Source organism: Bradyrhizobium sp. NBAIM01 (genome assembly GCF_020194115.1).
GTDB lineage: Bacteria > Pseudomonadota > Alphaproteobacteria > Rhizobiales > Xanthobacteraceae > Bradyrhizobium > Bradyrhizobium yuanmingense.
The window spans coordinates 75,283-88,268 of sequence record NZ_JADYVU010000004.1 but is presented as its reverse complement, the minus strand read 5'-3'; the positions used below and the strand labels follow the sequence as shown (position 1 = coordinate 88,268).

Sequence of the window (12,986 nt, the reverse complement as noted above, 5' to 3'; positions counted from 1 at the left end):
ACCCATTGAAAACACTGGTCTCGTCTACTGTGCATGGGGTTGTTTTCGCAATTTGTTTGAGGGGGCCTGTTGGCCCCCTCGAACATGTGCGGCTGCGCTCGGCGGCACGGCCGCTGCCTAGTCCACCGAGACCCCGGCGAACTCGACCACCTTGCGCCACTTCGCGGTCTCGTCCGCGACCAGCTTGCCGAACTCGGCCGGCGTCATCGGCTTGGGGATGCCGCCAGTCTCGGCGAGCTTTGCCACCAGCTTCGGGTCCTTCAGCGCTTCGCCGACGGCTTTGTTGAGGATCTCGATCACCTCAGGCGGAGTGCCCTTCGGCGCGGAGATGCCGTAGAAGCCAACCGATTCGAAGCCCGGCACGGTCTCGGCGATCGCGGGCACGTCGGGCACGCTCGGCCAGCGCTGCGGCGAGGTCACGCCGAGCGCGCGGACGTTGCCGCCCTTCACCTGCTCCATCGCCGAGGGCAGATTGTCGAAGATCAGCTGCACCTTGTTGGAGATGATGTCGGGGAAGGCGACGGCCGAGCCGCGATAGGGCACGTGCAACATGTCGCACTTCGTCATCACCTTGAACAGCTCGGCCGACATGTGCACCGAGGTGCCGTTGCCGGAGGAGGCATAGGAGATCTTGCCGGGATTGGCCTTGCAGTAGTCGATGAACTCCTTGACCGACTTCGGCGGGAACGCGTTGGAGACGACCAGCATGTTGGTGAGCTGCATGATGCTGGCCACCGGCACGGTGTCGCGCAAAAAGTCGAACGGCAGCTTCTTGTAGAGCGAGGTCGAGATCGCGTTGTTGGGCGCGACGAACAGCAGCGTGTAGCCGTCCGGCGGGGCGTTGATCGCGGCGGCCGCTGCGATGTTGCCGCCGGAGCCGGTGCGGTTCTCGACGATGAATTGCTGGCCGAGCCGCTCCGACAGCCACTGCGCCATGATCCGCGCCACGATGTCGACCGGGCCGCCGGGGGAAAAGCCGATCAGCCAGTGCACCGGACGGTCGGGGTATGCGGCGGCGGCGGGAGGGGCGGCGCTGAAAAGACCCAACAGGACTGCGAGCCCGAAAACACTCTTACGCAAAATTCGCAACATGACACCTCCCATTGTTCTATTGTCGTTGGCTGCATGCTTTCACAAAAACCGGCGGCTGCCTACTTCGCCGCAAGTCGGTGTTGACGCAGCTCCGCCAGGGACGACCATGAGATTCGCGACGATCCTCATCAGTGCGGCGCTGCTCGCCAGCCCCGCCGCCGCCCAAACCGGAGGCACGGCCATTCCGACCACGACCATCAGCTCGACGCTCAGCTTGGGAACGGCCACGCCCGGCGGCGGCTTCCCGCTCTATGGCAACGCCTTCGCGGAGGTAATGAACGCGGCCGATCCGCAACTCATCATCGTCCCGCGCAACACCAAGGGCAGCAACGAGAACATCCCCCTCTTGGAGAAGGGTGAGCTCGATCTCGCACTGGTTGCGGGCGAGCCGGCCTACGAGGCTTTCGCCGGCATCGGCCGTGCGAAGGTAGCGCTGAAGATCCTCACCGCGATCTATTCCAACCCCGGCATGTTCGTGGTGCGCGCCGACAGCCCCTACACGACCATCCGCGATCTCGTCGGTCAGCCCGTCGCATTCGGTGCCAGGGGCTCCGGCCTGCCGATCCTGGCGCGCTATGTACTCGATGGTCTCGGCCTCAAGCAGGACGAGGACTTCAAGGCTGTCTATCTCGACCGCGCCGGCGACGGCCCCGCGATGGTCGAGGACGGCCGCGTCGCTGCGCTCTGGGGCGCCGGCATCGGCTGGCCCGGCTTTGCCGCGGTCGCCGCGAGCGCATCAGGCGCGCGCTTCATCGCGCCGAGTGCGGACGAGATCGCCCGCATCCGCGCCAAACATGCGTTCCTCAAGCCGCTGACCGTGCCGGCCGGCTCCTACCCGAAGCAGACCGAGCCGATCGCCTCGCTCGGTTCCTGGAGCTTCATCCTCACGCTCGAGGATCTGCCCGACGACGTCGCCTACCGCCTCGCCAAGACGCTGCACGGCAATGAGGCGACGTTCTGCAAGAAGCTCGCCCAGGCCTGCGAGACCACCGCCGCGAACACGGTCGCGGCCGCGCCGAGGCCGGAGCTGATTCATCCGGGCGTGACAAAGTACTTCCGCGAGATCGGGGTGGTGAAATAGGGCGCCCCTGCACCCCCAGCCGTCATGGCCGGGCTTGACCCGGCCATCCACGCGTCACCGCGATTGAGGAAAGACGTGGATGCCCGGGTCAAGCCCGGGCACGACGAATTGCGCGTGTCTCGCTACGTCACTTCTTCACCAGCGGACAGGCCGGGTCCGGCGGGCCGAACGCCTTGTCGCCGGAAATAGTCGTGAGGATCTTGTAATAGTCCCACGGATATTTGCTCTCCTCCGGCGTCTTCACCTGCACCAGCCAGAGATCGTGCACCATCAGATTGTCTTCGCGCAGCTTGCCGTTGCGGGCGAAGAAATCCTCGATCGGCTTCTCGCGCATCTTGGCCGCCACTTTCAGCGGATCGTCGCTGCCGGTCTCCTGGATGGCGTTGAGATAGTGCATCACGCTGGAATAGACGCCGGCCTGCCACATCGACGGCATCCGGTTCATCTTGGCGAAATAGCGCTTCGACCATTCGCGCGTCTTGTCGTCCATGTCCCAGTAGAACGAGGTGGTCAGCAGCAGGCCTTGCGCCGCCTGCAGGCCGATGCCGTGGATGTCGGTGATCAGCGCGAGCAGCGCCGCCATCTGCTGGCCGCCCTTGAACACGCCGAACTCGGCGCCGGTCTTGATCTCGTTCATGTTGTTGGGGGGACCGGCGGCAATGCCGATGATCTTGGCCTTGGAGGCCTGCGCCTGCAGCACGAAGGAGGAGAGATCGGGTGTTGCCAGCGGCGGCCGCACCGAGCCCAGCACCTTGCCGCCATTGGCGGTGACGACGGCGGAAGCGTCGCGCTCCAGCGAATGGCCGAAGGCGTAATCGTCGGTGATGAAGAACCAGCTGTCGCCGCCGCGCTTGACCACGGCGTCCGCGGTGCCGACCGCGAGCGCGCGGGTGTCGAACACCCATTGGATCGCGTAAGGCGAGCAGAACTTGCCGTGGAAGTCCGCGGTGCCGGTGGAGTGGGTGATGAACAGCCGCTTCTTCTCGTTGGCGATGGTCTGCACCGCGAGCCCGACCGCCGAGACGGGCACGTCCACGATCAGATCGACCTGCTCGACGTCGAACCAGCGCCGCGCCAGCGAAGCGCCGATGTCGGCCTTGAGTTGGTGGTCGCCGATCACGACGCTGATCGGCTTGCCGAGCACCTTGCCGCCGAAATCGTCGATCGCCATTTGCGCCGCGGTCACCGAGCCCTGGCCGGTCGGCGCCGAGGCCGGGCCGTTCATGTCGGTGAGCACGCCGATCTTGACGACGTCGTCGGAAACCTGCGCCGACGCCGCGCCGGACAGCAGGGTCGCCAGCAAGGCGGCCGCGACGGGCACTCCAAGTCTGATTGGGTTCACGCTCGTCCTCCCTGATCCGGCTCATTGGCCGGTGTTGCTTGTCCGGGTATGGCCCGGTCGAATTGGTTTCTTTTGCAACTATTGGGGGGCTGGCGTCAATGTCAGGCTGCGAAGCGGATCTGTCCTGCGGGGGAGGGATCGTAGCCGGTCAGCTCCTCCGCGCGCTGGCGCAGCCGCCGCTCGTTCAGGAAGCGGAGCAAGGCCTGCATGGCGGGGCGGAAATAGCTGCGCTGCCGCATCGCGAGGTCGAAATTCTCCCAGACCAGCGGCACGAAATCGAGACCGGCCGAGCGCGCCGCGGCGCGCGTCGCGATGCCGCAATCGGCTTGGCCGGCGCGAACCAGCTCGGCCAGATCCGGGCCGGTCAGCGCCGGCGTCTCGATCCGGCGCAAGTCCCGCATCGAGGCGCCGGCGCGCTTGAGCAGCACGTCGAGCAGCATCTGAGCGCCCGTGCCCTGTTGCCGCATCGCCATCCGGGCCCCGGCTGCGAGCACGTCGGTCAGGCTGTGCAGGTGCTTGGGATTGCCGTGCGGCAGCAGGAGACCCTCTTCGCGGCGCACGAACGCGATCAGCACCGCATCATGCAGGTCCGGCGTGGTCCGCAGCGCTTCGATGCTGGCATCGCTAGAGAAATTGTCGCCGGCGTCGAGCGCGTGGAAGTGCACCGCCGCAGCCATCACCTCATTGCGCTGCAAGCGCTCGAGCCCGCGCGCGCTGCCCTCGCTCATCGATCCGAGCCCCGAGCCGGACTCGCGCAGGCTCCAATCGAGCAGTTCGTCGTGGCTGCCGCCGACGACCGGCGGCGGCTCGGCGATCAACATGCCGGCCGGACGCGCAAGGCCCGACAGGACCCAGAGGTCGAGCTCGTGCCGTGGGAACAGCCATTTCCCCGTCACCTTGCTGCAGGGGATCGCACCGGTGGTGACGAGCTCGTAAAGCTTGCGTTCGCCGAGCCGAAGGTAATCGGCGGCTTCGCTGGTGGTCAGGAATTCCATCCTGCATTCCTATGCAAATTCTTGCTTCTTTTTGACGCCCGACGCAGGTGGAATTCTGCATTTCAGATATTTGTCGCAGGAAACCATGCCCGATCATCTCGCTGCTTTGCAACACATCCGCACGCGCGATCTCTGCTTTGGTGAACGATCCTAAAGAGATCGCGCGCCCGGTGCGCCGGGATGAAGTTGCCGAAATTTCCCGGCCGGCAGCGCAAAAACGCGTCACGAGTGCGGCGCAATCGATCATCATCATGACGGCGTCAAACCTGAGGGAACCCGATCATGGGCCGCCTGTCCGTTGCACTTGCGCTTCTCTGCGGCCTTGCCGCAGGCGTTGCGGCTTCGGCCGCGGAGGACCGCAGCATTGTCCTCGCTTCGACGACGGCGACGCAGGAATCCGGGCTGCTCGACTATCTGCTGCCGATCTTCCGCGACAAGACCGGCATCGACGTCACCGTGATCGCGCGGCGCGCCGACGAAGTGCTCGATGGGGCGCGGCGGGGTGAGGTCGACGTCGTGCTGATGCACGCGCGGCCTCAGGAGGAGAAGTTCGTCGCCGACGGCTTTGGCGTGAAGCGATACGACGTGATGTACAGCGACTATGTGCTGATCGGGCCGAAGAGCGATCCCGCGGGCGTAAAGGGCAAGGACATCGCGACGGCGCTGAAGGCGATCGAAGCCAAAGGCGCGCCGTTCGTGACGCGTGGCGATCGGTCGGGCACTCATGCCGCGGAGCTCGCGCTTTGGATCGTTGCCGGCATCGACATCGCGAGCGCCAAGGGCGCCTGGTATCGCGAGGCCGGGCCCGGCATGGCCGCATCGCTCGGGGCCGCGCGCGCGGCCAATGCCTATGTGCTTGCGGATCGCGGCAGCTGGATCGCGTTCAGCGATCGCGGCGATCTCGACATCGTCGTCGAAGGCGACCGGCGGCTGCTCAACCAATATGGTGTGATGCTGGTGAACCCTGCGAAGTTCCCGAACGTGAAGAAGGACCTCGCGCAGACCTTCGTCGATTGGCTGACATCGCCGGAGGGGCAGACGGCGATTGCCGGCTACAAGGTGGACGGGCAGCAATTGTTCTTCCCCAATTCGGACAGGTCGGGCGGCTGAGGGTTGAGGCCGGGACCGCCGGCGGTTGCCAAACCGGACGATGCATGGTCCTCATGGCGCATGACCCAGCGCCTGCCGCCTTCGCTCACGCCGCTCGACACCGCGCTCGCCGCGCTGCTACGGGGCGTTGATCCCGTCGCGCCGATGGAGGTGCCGCTGGCGGACGCAATCGGCTGCATCGCGGCGGGTGCGCCGCTGCTTGCCGCCTATCCTTCCCGGGATGTTGCGGCCGTAGATGGTTGGGCGCTATCTGCCAACGATCTCGTCGGGGCGTCCGCTTACTCGCCCGTGCCGCTGGCAATGGCTCCTGCATGGGTCGAGGCGGGCGAGGCGATGCCGGCGGGATGCGACTGCGTGCTCGATGCCGACGCCGTGGAGACGTCGGGGCCGCTTGCCCAGGTGCTCGCAGAGGGCGCGCCGGGGCAGGGTGTCAGGCGCGCAGGCAGCGACATCACCGCGCGTAGGGCCGTGGGGGACGCCGGCCATCCCATCCGTGCGGCGGACCTGTTGCTGGCGCGTGCGGCGGGCGGGGACAAACTCGCCGTGAGGCGGCCGCGGCTGCGCATAGTCAATGTGCCGGGTGGGACGGTCGCGGCGCAGACGATTGCCGGGATCGCGCACACAGCGGGACTGGATGTGGAAACGCGTCCAGCGCGTGCGCGCGATGCAGCGTCGATTGCCGATGCGCTCGATGCGTCCTCCTGCGATGTCCTGCTGACCATCGGCGGCAGCGGCGTCGGCCGCCAGGACGCCGCCATCGCCGCCCTCGCCCGGCGCGGCGAGGTGATGGCGCACGGCCTTGCGCTGCAGCCGGGACGCACCGCTGCGGTCGGACGGCTGGGACGGGTTCCCGTCGTCGCCTTGCCCGGCTCGCCCGATTCCGCGCTTGCAGCTTGGCTTGCACTCGCGCTGCCGCTCGCGGACCGTTTGTCGGCGCGTCGGCCGCGTCGAAAAGTGTCGCTGCCGCTTGCGCGAAAGATCGCCTCCAGCGTCGGCATCACGGAGATCGCTTTGCTGGCTGAGGAACATCGTGCCTGGATGCCGCTTGCCGTGGGCGAATGGCCGCTTCAGGCCATCGCCCGTGCGGACGCATGGCTGCTCATTTCCGCCAGCGACGAGGGATTTGCGGCAGGTACGCCGATCGATGCGTATCTGATGCGGGCGTGATAAGGGTTCTGGCATGACGATGATCCCGAAATCACCGGACCGCAGCGCGCTCGAGCAGGAGCAGTTCCTCAAGATCCTGTCGCGCGAAGAGGCCTTGGCGCGCTTCGAGGCGGCCTTGTTCCCGCGCGCGCTTCGAACTGAAACGCGCAAGCTCGCAGCCGCGCTGGGCGCTGCCCTCGCCGAAGATATCACGGCAACGATCGACGTGCCGCCGTTCGACCGCTCCAATGTCGACGGCTTTGCCGTGCGCTCCGCCGACCTTGCGGCGGCCGGCGAGGGCGCGCCCGTGCGCCTCGCGCTGAATGGCGAGACCGTTCATTGCGGGACCGCGCCGACGCTGCAGGTGGCGGCCGGAACCGCAACGGCGATCGCCACCGGGGGTCCGTTGCCGCGCGGCGCCGATGCCGTGGTCATGGTCGAGCACACCCAGCCTGCCGGCCAGGATGCGATCGATGTCCGTCGCGCCGTGTCGCCGGGGCAATTCGTCTCGTATGCCGGGTCCGACATTGCGCGCGGCGAGGCGCTGCTGCGCGCCGGCACCATCATCGGCTCGCGCGAGATCGGCATGCTGGCGGCTTGCGGCATCGCCGAGGTGGGTGTCGCGCGCAGGCCGCGGGTTGCCGTGATCTCCACCGGCGATGAGCTGGTTCAGCCCGGCGAGGTGCTCGGGCCCGCCGAGATCTACGATACCAATGGCGCCATCGTCGCGGCCGCGGTCGACGAAAACGGTGGCGAGGCCGTCTTCCTCGGCGCTGTTCCGGACGACGAAGCCAGGCTCGAAGCCGCCATGCGCAACGCGCTTGCGGAAGCCGACATGCTGGTGCTCTCGGGCGGCACGTCGAAAGGCGCGGGCGACCTCTCTCATCGCATCATCAGCCGGCTCGGCGCACCCGGCATCATCGCCCATGGCGTCGCGCTCAAGCCCGGCAAGCCGTTGTGTCTTGCGGTGTGCGACGGCAAGCCTGTCGTGATCCTGCCGGGTTTTCCGACTTCGGCGATGTTCACCTTCCACGACATGATCGTGCCGGTGCTGCGCAGGATGGCCGGACTGCCGCCGCGCTCCGATGCCAAGGTGAACGCGACCGTGCCGGTACGCATCGCTTCCGAGCTCGGCCGTACCGAATTCGTCATGGTCTCGCTGGTTGAGGGCAGGGAGGGCCTCATCGCCTATCCCTCCGGCAAGGGGTCTGGTGCGATCACGTCCTTTGCTCAGGCGGACGGCTTTCTGCGCATCGACGCACTTGCCGACCAGATGCCGGCCGGCACCGAGACCGAGGTGACGCTGTTCACGCCGCATGTGCGCGTGCCGGATCTCGTCATCGTCGGCAGCCATTGCACCGGCCTCGATCTCGTCACCGCACAGCTCGCGCATGCTGGTCTCACCGTGCGCTCGATCGCGGTCGGCAGCCTCGGCGGGCTTGCAGCAGCCAAACGTGGCGAATGCGATCTCGCGCCGATCCACCTGTTCGACGACAGAAGCGAGACCTACAACACGCCCTATCTCGTCGAAGGTCTCGAGCTCGTGCCAGGCTGGCGGCGGATGCAGGGCATCGTCTTCCGAAAGGACGACAAACGTTTCCAAGGTCTTGGTGCAAAGGACGCCGTTGCGGCGGCGCTCGCTGATCCCGCCTGCATCATGGTCAACCGCAACCAGGGCGCCGGCACGCGCATCCTGATCGACCGGCTGCTCGGCGGCGCGCGTCCGGAAGGCTACTGGAACCAGCCGCGTTCGCACAATGCGGTAGCGGCGGCCGTGGCGCAGCACCGCGCCGACTGGGGCATGACCATCGCGCCGGTCGCCCATGCGGCCGGCCTCGATTTCATTCCGCTCGCCGAAGAGCATTATGACTTCGCGCTGGTGAGTGCGCGAAAGCAACGGCCGGCAGTGCAGGCGTTTCTCGACGCACTCGGCTCGAACGAGGTACGCGCGTCGCTCGCGCGAGCGGGCTTCCGGCCCGCATAGACGAGGGACCACGACGCGTTCGAGCCATGAGAGGTCTACGGCTACGATGCCTGGTCGGTACGGCTGGCGGCCTGAGCGGCCTGCTCTCGCTTGCGCTCACGATCCTCGGCCTCGGCAAGCGCGCGCCGCGCGGCGGGTGGCAGCGGCTTTGGATCCGGCGGCACCTCGACGATGTCAGGCTTGCTCAGCTGCCTCGTGCGATCGATCGTCTCGGAGAGATCGAAGACGAAGTCGACGAATTCGAAGATCGTATTCAAGAGAGGGGCGGCCATGGCTTCGTCCGGGGAATGTCCAGACCTGTGGTCGCTCCCGTTCCAGGTCCGGTTCAAGACGTCATGAACTTGGCGGGGCGCCGCAGCGACCAAGGAACATGAGCCAGGTCATGACTGCATCGACGCCCCTCAAATTCCGCAAGATCGCTGCTCTCGTCGCGGCGGCCGGCACGCTGTTCTGGCTCTACACCTTCCATTACATCGCGAATGTCCCGCCCGGGGACGGCAGCGGCTTTCAATGGCTCGCGGTGTTTCCGCTGGGCATGGTTTTCGGGGCGTTCTTCCTGCCGGCCTGGGTGCTGGTTGCGATCGGCCGTTTGCCGCGCTTCACCACTGCCGTCGGCATTTGCGGCCTGATCGCCTTCGCGATCATCTGGGCGCAGCTCCTCAACGAGTTTCCGAAATCATAGAGTCGCTAAGACGCGTCATCCAGCGCCGCCAGCCGCTCGGCCTCGGCGATGTCCTCGACCGTGTTGGCATTGAAGAACGGATCGAGCGGCTCGTTCGGCCAGGTCACCGTTGCGAGCGGATAGCGCGCGGTCCAGCGGTCGATCTTGCGGAGGTCTTCGTCCACGAGCGCGTGGCGCAGCTCCTCGCGCAAGGCGACGCGCCACAGGCCGATCACCGGATGCGACTGCTCGCCTGAGGCTGCGACCGCAAGCTGCGCATTCTCACGCGCGCGCGCCTCATGCAGGCGCGCGACGAGGTCGCGCGGCAGGAACGGGCAGTCGCCGGCGGCGCTGAGCACCCATTCGATCTGCGGCCGGTTCGCCGCGGCCCAGTCGAGCGCCGCGAGGATGCCGGCGAGGGGACCCGGGAAGCCGGGCACGTCATCGGCGACGACCTGCAAGCGGAACGCCGCAAAGCGGGCGGGATCGCCGTTGGCGTTGAGGATCAGTCCGCTGCACTGGGGCGAAAGGCGCGCTATCACGCGCTCCAGAATGGTGCGGCCGCCGATGGTCCGCATCGGCTTGTCGCCGCCGCCCATGCGCCGCGCGAGCCCGCCGGCGAGCAGCACGCCGAGAGTCGGCGGAACATGCGCCGCGGACAGGTCAGTCGTCACCGCCCTCACCCTTGCGCTTGTGCTTGGCCGATTCCTCTTCGACATAAGCGAGGTTCTGGTCGTAGACGATACGCTCTTCGCCTGCGAGCGCGATGAAGCGTTTGCCGCGGGTGCGCCCGACCAGCGTCAGGCCGACCTGCCTTGCCAGATCGACACCCCAGGCGGTGAAGCCGGAGCGCGACACCAGGATCGGAATCCCCATGCGCACCGTCTTGATCACCATCTCGGAGGTGAGGCGCCCCGTGGTGTAGAGGATCTTGTCGGACGCGTCGACGCCGTGGCGGTACATCCAGCCCGCGATCTTGTCGACGGCGTTGTGGCGGCCGACATCCTCGGTGTAGCAGAGCGGGGTGCCTTCCTTGCACAGCACACAGCCGTGGATCGCGCCGGCCTCCAGATAAAGCGAGGGCATGGTGTTGATGGTCTGCGTCATCTGGTAGAGCCAGGAGGTGCGCAGCTCCGCCTTGGGCAGCGCGACGCTCTCGACCGCCTCCAAGAGGTCGCCGAAGGCGGTGCCCTGCGCGCAGCCGGAAGTCTGCGTGCGCTTTTTCAGCTTGGCCTCGAAATTGGTGTGGTGTGAGGTGCGCACGACGACCACCTGGAGGTCGTCGTCGTACTCGACCTCGGTGACCACGTCGTTATATTTCAGCATGTTCTGGTTCAGCAGGTAGCCGAGCGCCAGATACTCTGGATAGTCGCCGATCGTCATCATGGTGACGATCTCCTGGGCGTTCAGATAGAGCGTCAGCGGCCGCTCCATCGGCACCTTGATCTCGACCCTGGCGCCGGTCTGGTCGGTGCCGGTCACGCTCTGGGTCAGGCGCGGGTCGTCCGGATTGGGGACGATCAGGGGCACCGGGGCTTTGTCGATCTTCATCATGGCGGCGAGGTTAGCATGACATTCAGGTCAAGCCGATATAAGCATGGCGGGGAGAGAGCGAAATGCCTCGGCTCGTCATTGCGAGCGCAGCGAAGCAATCCAGGATCTTTCCGCAGCGGCAGTCTGGATTGCTTCGCTGCGCTCGCAATGAGGGGAGGGGATGGTGGTTCCATCGGCGAGCGCTGGTTGCTGGAAAAGAGAGCTGGAATGAAAGTCATCGGCCTTGCAGGCTGGAGCGGTGCGGGCAAGACAACGCTATTGACGCGGCTGATCCCGCATTTCGACGCGCAGGGCCTGCGCGTCTCCGTGATCAAGCATGCGCATCACCAGTTCGACGTCGACGTGCCCGGCAAGGATTCCTGGCGCCATCGCGAGGCCGGCGCGGCGGAGGTTCTGGTGGCCTCGTCGAAACGCTGGGCGCTGATGCATGAGCTGCGCGGGGCGGCGGAGCCGCGGCTGCCGGAGCTGCTCGACAAGCTCTCCGCGGTCGATCTCGTCGTGGTCGAGGGATTCAAGCGCGAGCCGCATCGCAAGATCGAGGTGCATCGTGCCGCCAACGGCAAGCCGCTGCTGTTTCCGGACGATCCCGGAATTGCCGGGATTGCGACCGACGTCGCGATTGACACGAGGCTCCCGACTGTCCATCTCGACGATATCGAAGGCGCGGCGGCATTGATGCTACGGGCGGCGATGCCGGTCGAGGAAGCGGTAGCAAGAAGCGCCGCGACACGCTGACGAGGCACCATGGCGCAACTGTCGGACGATTGCTTTGCCTTTGGCGGCCCGATGATGTCGGTCGACGAAGCCGTCGGCCTCATCACGACGCGCGTCAACGCCATCGTCGATCTCGAGACGGTGGCGCTGGTCGATGCCGACGGGCGCGTGCTCGCGCGCGATGTGGCCGCGCCTTTGCCGCTGCCGCCGTTCACCAACTCCGCCGTCGACGGTTACGCCGTGCGCAACGCCGACCTTCCGGCAAGCGCAGAGCAGGCCTTCCCGCTCGACGGCCGCATCCAGGCCGGCGGCCCTGCGGAAGCGCCGATCAAGCCCGGCCACACCGCGCGCATCTTCACCGGCGCCCCGATGCCGCCGGATGCGGAGACCGTCTTCATGCAGGAGGACGTCCGCATCGATGCTTCAGGCAGGATCGTGCTGCCGCCGGGGCTGAAGCCCGGCGCAAATGTGCGGCCCGCAGGCGAGGACATTCCCCAAGGTCAGGTCGCGCTGCGCGCCGGCCAGCGCCTGCGGCCGCAGCACGTCGCCCTTGCCGCCGCGTTCGGCCTGACGAGGCTCGACGTCGTCAGGCGCATCCGTGTCGCCGTGTTCTCGACCGGCGACGAGCTCGCCTCGCCCGGCGAGCCGCGCGCCGCCTCGCAATTGTTCGATTCCAATCGCTTCATGCTGATGGCGATGCTGCGGCGGCTCGGCTGCGAGGTCAGCGATCTCGGCATTCTGCGCGATGAGCGAGCGTCGCTGGCGCGCGGCCTGAAGCAGGTCGCAGGCGGCCATGACCTGATCCTCACCACCGGCGGCGTCTCGACCGGCGAGGAGGATCACGTCAAGGCGGCGGTGGAGAGCATCGGCTCGCTGGTGCTGTGGCGGATGGCGATCAAGCCCGGCCGTCCCGTGGCGATGGGCATCATCGGCGGCACGCCGTTGATCGGACTGCCCGGCAATCCCGTCGCGAGCTTCGTGACATTCGTCCATGTGGTGCGACCGACGGCGTTGGCGCTGTCGGGCGCCTTGCCGGAGCCGCTCTTGGCGATCCCGCTGCGCGCGGCGTTCACCTACAAGAAGAAGGCCGGCCGGCGTGAATATGTGCGCGCCTCGCTGCGGCGCGCGCAGGACGGCGGGCTCGAGGCGATCAAGTTCCCGCGCGAAGGGGCAGGGCTCCTATCCTCGCTGGTCGAGACCGATGGCCTCGTCGAGCTCGGCGAGGACATTACGAATGTCGAGCCGGGGCAGGACGTGGGCTTCCTGCCCTACGCCAGCCTGATCTGATGCCTCCTAACGTTGACGCA

Annotated in this window: 13 protein-coding genes; 7 read left to right on the top strand and 6 right to left on the bottom strand. The window is 66.8% G+C overall.

Features of this window, described 5'->3' with window-relative positions; genetic code table 11:
* Positions 1–117: 117 nt before the first annotated feature.
* Positions 118–1,092 carry a tripartite tricarboxylate transporter substrate binding protein gene (locus I6F31_RS15625; protein WP_036011464.1) on the bottom strand — a complete coding sequence of 325 codons (975 nt, stop codon included), beginning with the start codon at positions 1,090–1,092 and terminating at the stop codon, positions 118–120.
* A 106-nt stretch (positions 1,093–1,198) separates the two neighbouring features.
* Here I6F31_RS15625 and I6F31_RS15620 point away from each other — a divergent pair, with 106 nt between their 5' ends.
* Positions 1,199–2,173 (top strand): TAXI family TRAP transporter solute-binding subunit, encoded by a 975-nt coding sequence (locus I6F31_RS15620; RefSeq protein WP_225185681.1) that lies wholly within the window; start codon positions 1,199–1,201, stop codon positions 2,171–2,173.
* A 127-nt stretch (positions 2,174–2,300) separates the two neighbouring features.
* On the opposite strand, the gene I6F31_RS15615 is transcribed toward I6F31_RS15620, so the two are convergent.
* The gene (locus I6F31_RS15615) at positions 2,301–3,515 is read right to left on the bottom strand and encodes an ABC transporter substrate-binding protein (RefSeq protein WP_225185680.1); all 1,215 of its coding nucleotides are present in this window, start codon (positions 3,513–3,515) and stop codon (positions 2,301–2,303) included.
* Positions 3,516–3,616: 101 nt separating this feature from the next.
* Positions 3,617–4,510, bottom strand: a complete 894-nt coding sequence (locus I6F31_RS15610) for a helix-turn-helix transcriptional regulator (protein ID WP_036011436.1) — start codon at positions 4,508–4,510, stop codon at positions 3,617–3,619.
* Positions 4,511–4,792: 282 nt separating this feature from the next.
* On the opposite strand from I6F31_RS15610, the gene I6F31_RS15605 reads away from it, so the two are divergent.
* From I6F31_RS15605 to I6F31_RS15595, 3 genes are read left to right on the top strand one after another with little or no spacing between them, the layout of a single operon-like run.
* Entirely contained in the window at positions 4,793–5,620 is an 828-nt protein-coding gene (locus I6F31_RS15605) for a substrate-binding domain-containing protein (protein WP_036026620.1), read from the top strand.
* Between the two features lie 60 nt (positions 5,621–5,680).
* A complete protein-coding gene (locus tag I6F31_RS15600; protein ID WP_036026618.1) occupies positions 5,681–6,787 on the top strand; it encodes a molybdopterin-binding protein in 1,107 nt (368 codons plus the stop codon).
* Positions 6,788–6,800: 13 nt separating this feature from the next.
* The gene (locus I6F31_RS15595) at positions 6,801–8,750 is read left to right on the top strand and encodes a molybdopterin biosynthesis protein (protein ID WP_225146961.1); all 1,950 of its coding nucleotides are present in this window, start codon (positions 6,801–6,803) and stop codon (positions 8,748–8,750) included.
* 41 nt (positions 8,751–8,791) lie between these two features.
* On the opposite strand, the gene I6F31_RS15590 is transcribed toward I6F31_RS15595, so the two are convergent.
* Positions 8,792–9,022 carry a hypothetical protein gene (locus tag I6F31_RS15590; RefSeq protein ID WP_036011421.1) on the bottom strand — a complete coding sequence of 77 codons (231 nt, stop codon included), beginning with the start codon at positions 9,020–9,022 and terminating at the stop codon, positions 8,792–8,794.
* A 110-nt stretch (positions 9,023–9,132) separates the two neighbouring features.
* Between I6F31_RS15590 and I6F31_RS15585 the strand changes: the two genes are divergently transcribed.
* On the top strand, positions 9,133–9,432 hold the full coding sequence (locus tag I6F31_RS15585) for a hypothetical protein (protein WP_225146962.1): 300 nt from the start codon (positions 9,133–9,135) through the stop codon (positions 9,430–9,432).
* 5 nt (positions 9,433–9,437) lie between these two features.
* On the opposite strand, the gene mobA is transcribed toward I6F31_RS15585, so the two are convergent.
* Both mobA and fdhD read right to left on the bottom strand, forming a co-directional pair.
* On the bottom strand, positions 9,438–10,094 hold the full coding sequence (gene mobA, locus I6F31_RS15580; RefSeq protein ID WP_225185679.1) for a molybdenum cofactor guanylyltransferase MobA: 657 nt from the start codon (positions 10,092–10,094) through the stop codon (positions 9,438–9,440).
* On the bottom strand, positions 10,075–10,965 hold the full coding sequence (fdhD, locus tag I6F31_RS15575; RefSeq protein ID WP_036011418.1) for a formate dehydrogenase accessory sulfurtransferase FdhD: 891 nt from the start codon (positions 10,963–10,965) through the stop codon (positions 10,075–10,077). Before fdhD ends, mobA begins: the two co-directional genes overlap by 20 nt.
* A gap of 207 nt (positions 10,966–11,172) precedes the next feature.
* Here fdhD and mobB point away from each other — a divergent pair, with 207 nt between their 5' ends.
* Positions 11,173–11,700, top strand: coding sequence for a molybdopterin-guanine dinucleotide biosynthesis protein B (gene mobB / locus I6F31_RS15570; protein ID WP_225135032.1), 528 nt, complete (start codon positions 11,173–11,175; stop codon positions 11,698–11,700).
* A 9-nt stretch (positions 11,701–11,709) separates the two neighbouring features.
* Positions 11,710–12,966: a gephyrin-like molybdotransferase Glp gene (gene glp / locus I6F31_RS15565; protein WP_225185678.1), complete on the top strand. Its 1,257-nt coding sequence runs from the start codon at positions 11,710–11,712 to the stop codon at positions 12,964–12,966.
* Positions 12,967–12,986 lie beyond the last annotated feature (20 nt).

Bases quoted from the DNA above. Each gene is read 5' to 3' on its own strand.
- I6F31_RS15625 (WP_036011464.1), bottom strand. From the start codon at position 1,092: ATGTTGCGAATTTTGCGTAAGAGTGTTTTCGGGCTCGCAGTCCTGTTG.
- I6F31_RS15620 (WP_225185681.1), top strand. From the start codon at position 1,199: ATGAGATTCGCGACGATCCTCATCAGTGCGGCGCTGCTCGCCAGCCCC.
- I6F31_RS15610 (WP_036011436.1), bottom strand. From the start codon at position 4,510: ATGGAATTCCTGACCACCAGCGAAGCCGCCGATTACCTTCGGCTCGGC.
- I6F31_RS15605 (WP_036026620.1), top strand. From the start codon at position 4,793: ATGGGCCGCCTGTCCGTTGCACTTGCGCTTCTCTGCGGCCTTGCCGCA.
- I6F31_RS15600 (WP_036026618.1), top strand. From the start codon at position 5,681: ATGACCCAGCGCCTGCCGCCTTCGCTCACGCCGCTCGACACCGCGCTC.
- I6F31_RS15595 (WP_225146961.1), top strand. From the start codon at position 6,801: ATGACGATGATCCCGAAATCACCGGACCGCAGCGCGCTCGAGCAGGAG.
- I6F31_RS15590 (WP_036011421.1), bottom strand. From the start codon at position 9,022: ATGGCCGCCCCTCTCTTGAATACGATCTTCGAATTCGTCGACTTCGTC.
- I6F31_RS15585 (WP_225146962.1), top strand. From the start codon at position 9,133: ATGACTGCATCGACGCCCCTCAAATTCCGCAAGATCGCTGCTCTCGTC.
- fdhD (WP_036011418.1), bottom strand. From the start codon at position 10,965: ATGATGAAGATCGACAAAGCCCCGGTGCCCCTGATCGTCCCCAATCCG.
- mobB (WP_225135032.1), top strand. From the start codon at position 11,173: ATGAAAGTCATCGGCCTTGCAGGCTGGAGCGGTGCGGGCAAGACAACG.
- glp (WP_225185678.1), top strand. From the start codon at position 11,710: ATGGCGCAACTGTCGGACGATTGCTTTGCCTTTGGCGGCCCGATGATG.